Source organism: Streptomyces sp. NPDC057682 (genome assembly GCF_042799575.1).
GTDB lineage: Bacteria > Actinomycetota > Actinomycetes > Streptomycetales > Streptomycetaceae > Streptomyces.
This window is the reverse complement of the sequence record NZ_JBHVIN010000039.1, coordinates 1-6,075: the sequence shown is the minus strand read 5'-3', so window position 1 is coordinate 6,075 and position 6,075 is coordinate 1. Positions and strand designations below refer to the sequence as shown.

At 68.4% G+C, this 6,075-nt stretch carries 2 protein-coding genes and 3 pseudogenes; 2 read left to right on the top strand and 3 right to left on the bottom strand.

Annotated elements, in window-relative coordinates; all coding sequences use genetic code 11:
• Window positions 1-560 precede the first annotated feature (560 nt).
• Window positions 561-2,958 (top strand): annotated as a pseudogene (locus ACFVDM_RS38290) (Helicase associated domain protein).
• Window positions 2,959-3,054: 96 nt separating this feature from the next.
• On the opposite strand, the gene ACFVDM_RS38285 reads toward ACFVDM_RS38290, so the two are convergent.
• Together ACFVDM_RS38285 and ACFVDM_RS38280 are read right to left on the bottom strand one after the other, a co-directional pair.
• Complete coding sequence (locus ACFVDM_RS38285) at window positions 3,055-4,023, bottom strand: hypothetical protein (RefSeq protein WP_383651468.1); 969 nt, start codon at window positions 4,021-4,023, stop codon at window positions 3,055-3,057.
• Window positions 4,024-4,427: 404 nt separating this feature from the next.
• Window positions 4,428-4,814, bottom strand: a pseudogene (locus tag ACFVDM_RS38280) (DUF6415 family natural product biosynthesis protein).
• Between the two features lie 202 nt (window positions 4,815-5,016).
• Between ACFVDM_RS38280 and ACFVDM_RS38275 the strand changes: the two are divergent.
• On the top strand, window positions 5,017-5,889 hold the full coding sequence (locus ACFVDM_RS38275; protein WP_383651464.1) for a hypothetical protein: 873 nt from the start codon (window positions 5,017-5,019) through the stop codon (window positions 5,887-5,889).
• A gap of 58 nt (window positions 5,890-5,947) precedes the next feature.
• On the opposite strand, the pseudogene ACFVDM_RS38270 reads toward ACFVDM_RS38275, so the two are convergent.
• Window positions 5,948-6,075: pseudogene (locus ACFVDM_RS38270) on the bottom strand (IS5/IS1182 family transposase); the annotation flags it as partial.

The window sequence follows — 6,075 nt, the reverse complement described above, 5'->3', positions numbered from 1 at the left end:
GAGCGGGCTATGCCCCGACAAGTCGGGGCATAGAGAACGAATTGCGCAAGCGCAATTCGGATTCCCGCGCAAGCGCGGGAATGGAATTCCGTAAGCGGAATTCTTGACGGAATACAATTCGCGCAAGCGCGAATTGGAGGCGACCGCGCAAGCGCGATCACCCGGGCTGGCTACGAGGGGTGCATCAGGCGCGGGCCTGTGTAAGGCTTGGGGTTTCCACCCACCACGCCCGCAACGAGGGTGACGGACCGTCGGCCCGATCGGGTGCCGGCCCCACCGCAGTGACGGGCTCCGCTGCGCTCCACCCTGACCACTTCCCCACCCTCGAAACCGGCTGCTCACGTTCACGAATACCCCGCCAGCATACTCTATGAACCGTACGTGTGGGGCGAGATTCATCCAAGTATCAGCCTACAGGGGAAGCTGTCGCGTGGGTGATGCATCACGGTGCTGAGTGTGTAGAGTCTGGGATCAGACACATCACCCCGACCCGCCAGTCACCGCGCCGGACTCTCATTCCTATTTACGCGCCGCATTCCACAAGAAAGGAGAACGCGGGAATGTCCGTGAAACTTCGTGAACACCAGATTGAGGCCGTAGTCACCATCGTGCGCGGCCTCGATATCCCGCCGGGCGGCATTCCCTGGAATGGTCTGCGTGGGCAGGTGCACGCCGCGTGCGGAACGGGAAAGACCATCATCGCGGCGGCTTCCGCGAAGCGGATTGTGCCCAAGGGCCGCATTCTCGTGGTGGTGCCGACCCTGGATCTCCTGGCGCAGACCGTGAAGGCGTGGCACGGTGCCGGGCCCAAGGGGCCGGCCGTGATGGTGTGCTCGCCGCTGGACGACCCGGAGCTGTGGCACCTGGGGGTGCGGTCCACCACGAACCCCGTGCAGCTGGCCCTGTGGCACAGCGCCGGGCCGGTGACCATCTACGCCACCTACGCCTCGCTGGGCGTGCTCGTGGAGGCGTTTGAGGGCGCCTACGGGCAGAAGCTCGCGCCGGTGGACCTGGCGGTGGTCGATGAGGCGCACCGGACCAGTGGGTCGATGGGTAAGGCGTGGGCGGACATCCATGACCAGATGAAGATCCCGGCGCGTCGCCGGCTGTACCTGACGGCCACACCGCGGATCTGGGAGGAGCGGTTGAACCGCGAGGTCGCCGAAGGGGTGCGTGACCCGCTGCCGCGCGAGATGGCGGCCTCCATGGACGACGAGAAGGTCTTCGGCCCGGTCCTCTACAAGCTCTCGCTCGCATCGGCCGTGTCGCGGAAGCTGCTGGCGCGGTACCAGATCATCGTCCTGGAGCTCCAGGACCCGGTCGTCACACCCGAGAAGCTGATGGGCGAGGAGCGGCACACCGAGGAGGTCCGCGGGCAGCGCCTCGGCGCGCTCCAGGCCGCGTTGCTCCACACGATGGAGCAGCACAACCTGTCGACGTGCATCACCTTCCACCACCGGACCATAGAGGCTGCGGCGTACGCGGAGGGCCTTCAGCGCGTGGCCAAGCGGCTGCACGCCGACCAGCCCGAGAAGTACCCGTCCGAGATCTGGGCGGACTGGCTGTGCGGCGAGCACGTCCCCGAGCGCCGGCGCGACGTCCTGGGCAAGTTCGGGACCACCGCCCGGCGGGCCGTGCTCTCCAACTGCCGCGTCCTCGGGGAGGGCGTGGACATTCGGGCCGTGGACTCCGTGGCGCTCCTGGACCCCAAGGGCGCCCCGCACGACATCGTCCAGGCCATCGGCCGCGCACTGCGGCAGAAGCCCGGACAGGGAAAGCTCGCTTCTCTGATCGTGCCAGTATTCCTCCAGCCCGACGAAAGCCCGGAGGACATGTTCACTTCCGGTTCGTACAAGCCGCTGGTGAAGGTTCTTGAGGGTCTACGGGCTCACGACGAAGAGGCCGTCGAATTGCTGGCCATTCCGCAGGAGCCGCAGAAGAACGTCGCGCAGCCCTCCGAATACATCGGCACCGCGCCCGCCGATAACGAGGAAGAAACCCGCCTGCTGCTCCGCTTTGCGGCTCCGCGTGATCCGGTGATGGTCGCGAACTGGGTGTCCTTCAACGTGATCGACACGGAGCGGCAGGACTGGGCGCGGGGCTGGGCGAAGCTCAAGGAGTACGTGGAGCGCGAGGGCCACGCCCGGGTGCCGTACGAGCGCAAGGAGGGCGCGTTCCCGCTCGGGCAGTGGGTCGCGGAGCAGCGGCGTGCGTTCGGGGCGGGGCAGATGAGTGGCCGGCGGGCGGCGCGGCTGGAGAAGCTGGGCATGGCCTGGTCGGCGGCCGACGCGCGGTTCCAGGAGAACCTGGCGGCGGCCCGGGTGTACTACCAAGAGCACTGGACGCTGTGTGCTCCAAGGTCGGCGGCCGCGCTCGACAGGCCGATCGGGCAGTGGCTGTCCAACCTCCGCCGTCCCGGTGCGCTGGACGGCCACCCTGAATGGGAGGCCGCGCTACGGGCGATCGACGAGGACTGGAACCCCTCGTGGCCGGCGGAATGGCAGCGGCACTACGCCGTCGTGCGCGAGATGCTGGCCGAGGAGACGATCCTCGGCTACGTCGAACCCGGGGTCACCGTGCACGGCATGGACATCGGGAAGTGGCTGGCCCGGCAGCGCCAGCCCGAGGTGTGGGCGGCCCTGGCCGATGGGCAGCGGGCGCGTCTGGAAGCCATCGGCGTCGTACCCCACGTCCAGGAGCTCGGAATGCCTGCCGGAGCGGAGGCGTCCACGGCGCCCGTGAGCACCTTCGAGAGGGGCGTAGCCGCCCTGGCGCAGTACCAAGAACCGCACGGGCACGCTGACCGTCCCCAGAGCCCACGTAGAGGTGCTGCCGGACGGGTCGGAGGTCAAGCTCGGGGTATTCCTCAGCAACAGCAAAACCAGACGGGCCAAGCTCACCGCCGACAAACTCGCCGCGTTGGCCAGCCTCGGGCTGGAGTGGGCGGCTGCAACGTAGCTGCATCGCACTACATGAACGGTTGCAGCGCTTGGGCTGCAACCGTTCTGACCAGCCCAGACATTGGCCTTCCTGGTTAATCAACGGGGCTGGAGACTAGCTTGCTGGCACCGGAGCACCCGCTTGAGCAACCCTGCTGGGATCGTCGTGAGAGAGCATCCCGGCAGGGTCAATGAGCGGAACGATCACCGGGTAGAGGTCTTCTCCTGCGGGGGTGAGGTGTCCAGCGTGGCGCTTGGCCACGGCGAACCCTGCACCAGCAACCAGGTCGGCCAGCTGCAGAGACGGATGATGGCTTGACTTGCCGCGCAAGAGCTCACCCAGGCTCACATCCCGTGAAAGGTAGCGGAACTCAGGATGCCCCAGGCCACGAGCGTCGTCGGCGATGCTGTCCAGGTGCTGGTCGGTCAGCGTGCGTTGGTCGTCAGTAAGGATGTTGACCCGGCCCATCCGACGGGACCAGTTCCCCGTTACTGCGGCCACAGCTGGGATCAGAGGTTCCAGCGCGGCAAGAAGTGATGCGTCTGGCCCGAAGGCGTCATTGAGGTACTCGCGGGCCTCCGCCCGGGTGGTACGCAGCAGTTCCAGGAGAGAGGTTACGTTTCGCCGGGATGAGCGTGCCCACGCTTCTTCGACGACGTCGTAGAAGTCGTCGACGCTGACCTGTTGGTCGCGGTTCTTATACGAGGCGAAGGCGACCGTGGCGGCGAGCAGCCGGTTGAAGAGTGCTGGCCCGAGGGCTCTCGGGCCCTCACTGAATAGGTCCCGGGCCATTTTGCGGGCGATGCCGGTGTTCCGGATATCCAGGCCCTGCTTGTACGTCTGCTCCTCGACAAAGAGGTCGATGAGCTTTCCCACGATGAAGTAATGCTTGTCCAGGACATACACGGATGCTCTCCCCTCGAGGGCGCCGCCAGGGCCGAGCAGCTCGGCGAGAGCCTTGCGTCGTTGGGTCTGCCCGTCCTTGGCGAAGGAGGTGCTGAACTTCAGTTCAGGGGCCTGGATCCGTGCGATTCGGCGGAGGCCATCGACCAGGTCGGCGGCGTCTTCGTCGCTGATGGCCACAGATCCGATGGTCAGGTAGCGGCTACGGTCTTCGCCATGGAGCTGATCTCCATCCCATCCAGACTCGTCCAGGGCTATCCACCGCCCCACCGGCTCGCCATCCCGGGTGGCTTGCGGACAGTTTCGGCGGCTGTAGTGCTCGCCGAGAAGGCCAGTGCCGTCATTTGGCTGTCGAAGCGATGTATTCACAGGGATGAGCATCCTGCCCCAGGACGTGCAGTAGCAAGGCATATGCCTGCATGTGACGGCCGTCTGCGGCGTACGCAACCGGTTCCCATCCAGGGGTCAGTGGCATCGCCCAAGGTCCTACACGCACTGGGGTGCGATGCCCGGAGGGTCTGAGCTGCGGCATCGCGCTGGCGTGCGTGTAGGCCCCGGGATCTTCGGGCCGCTCCCCCGGCGAACTAGGCGGTGGCCGGGGCGGATTCGGTGAGGCGGTCCAGCCGGGTGTAGAGGGCCTGTACGCGGCGGGCGCGGTTCTGGACGCAGCGGGCGGTGCCCTGGAGCGGGGCGGACAGGCGACCGTCGGCTTCGCAAAGGATGACTTCGGCGAGGGCGCCGCGGCCGTCGCTCTTGGGCAGGGCGGCGGCGAGACGTCGGACGTCGGCGGCGAGGGCGCGGGCGTGTCCGGTGAGCTGGAGGGCGATCTACTCGTAGTCGCGGGGAGCGAGGTCCGGGTCCTTCCACGCGAGGACGGCGGTGATGAGGGCCTCGTGCGGGGCGCGGTCCAAGGGCAGTTCGGCGTCTAGCAGGCCCTCGGGATCGTGGAGCACGGCGTAGGTCCCGCTCACCGCAGGCCCGCCGCGTCGTCGGCCTGGCCGTGGTCGCCCCTGTCGGCGTCCGGGTCCGGGTCGGCGAGGAAGCGGGCGTAGCCGCGTACGGCACGCTCCAGCAGCGCGGGGGAAGGCCGACCAAAGTCGGGCCGCTGGAGGCCGGGGCCGTTCCCGGAGACCCGGGCGGCTCGGGAACTCGCAGATGTACGACCATGGTCCTGTGTCCGTGCCGCCTGCTCTGCATCCGATCCGCCTGTTCCGCCACGATGCCGGGGGCTTCGCCCACCGCCCCGATCTCTTGGACGAGCCGCTGTTCTGGTGGCAGCACCTGAGCGCCTGCCTCCGCGAGGGGATACCCCGCTCCTGGCTGGGACCCCGCGACCCCCGCGTCGCCCGGGCGTTCTCGCGTGGACTATGGGCTGGGGCCGACCGGCCGGTGTTCACCGTTCCACTCGCCGGCGGCCTCCGCCTGCACGTGGTCTACCAGAACGACGACAAGGACGCCGCCGTCGACTACCTGATCCACCACCCCGCCTGGGCGCAAGCCGAACCCCTCGCGCGGGACGCCGGGCACTGGCGGGGGCCGGGGCTGTCCTGGGACGAACTGGCCGGCGCGGCCGACAACGGCCTGCCCGGCGGCACCACCACCGACCCCGGTCTCCGGATGCTTCTGCTGCTGCCCGCGCTCGGCGACCACGAGCCGCCGTCCCGCGCGGGCGAACGGCTCGCGGTCGTCCTACGCGACCGCCTCGGCGTCCCCGAACCTGGTCGGCTGGCCGCGGCCGTACTGCGCCGCCAGGGCGTGGCTGGCCCGTCCCGGTGGAGCACCGACGCCCGCGGCGTCCGCACCGACGACGGCGGCCACTCCTTCCGCAACCCGGCCAACCGGGACGCCCTGCCCGACTGCCGCCTTGCCCAGATCTCCGCGGCCCTCACTGACCGCCGAGCTGTCCCCCACCGCGATCACCGGCTGGCCGACTGCCGGCCCGACGGCTGCCCAGCCACCCCCCGCTCCACCGCCGACTGCCCCCGCCGGGCCGCATATACGGCCTGGCTCACTGCCCTGACGGCGGATCCGGCACCCCCCTTCTAAAGGTTGTTGCAGAAGGGTGGGTGTGGGCAGGTCAAAGTGGTGTGTTTGACCTGTTGGTTCAGCCGGTCATGGTGAGGTTGTGCATGGTGGCGACGGCGTGGTGGAGGCCGTCTCCTTTCTGGCGGCAGTCGCGGAGGATTTTCCAGTTCTTCATGCGGGCGAAGGTGTGCTCGACGCGGGCGCGGA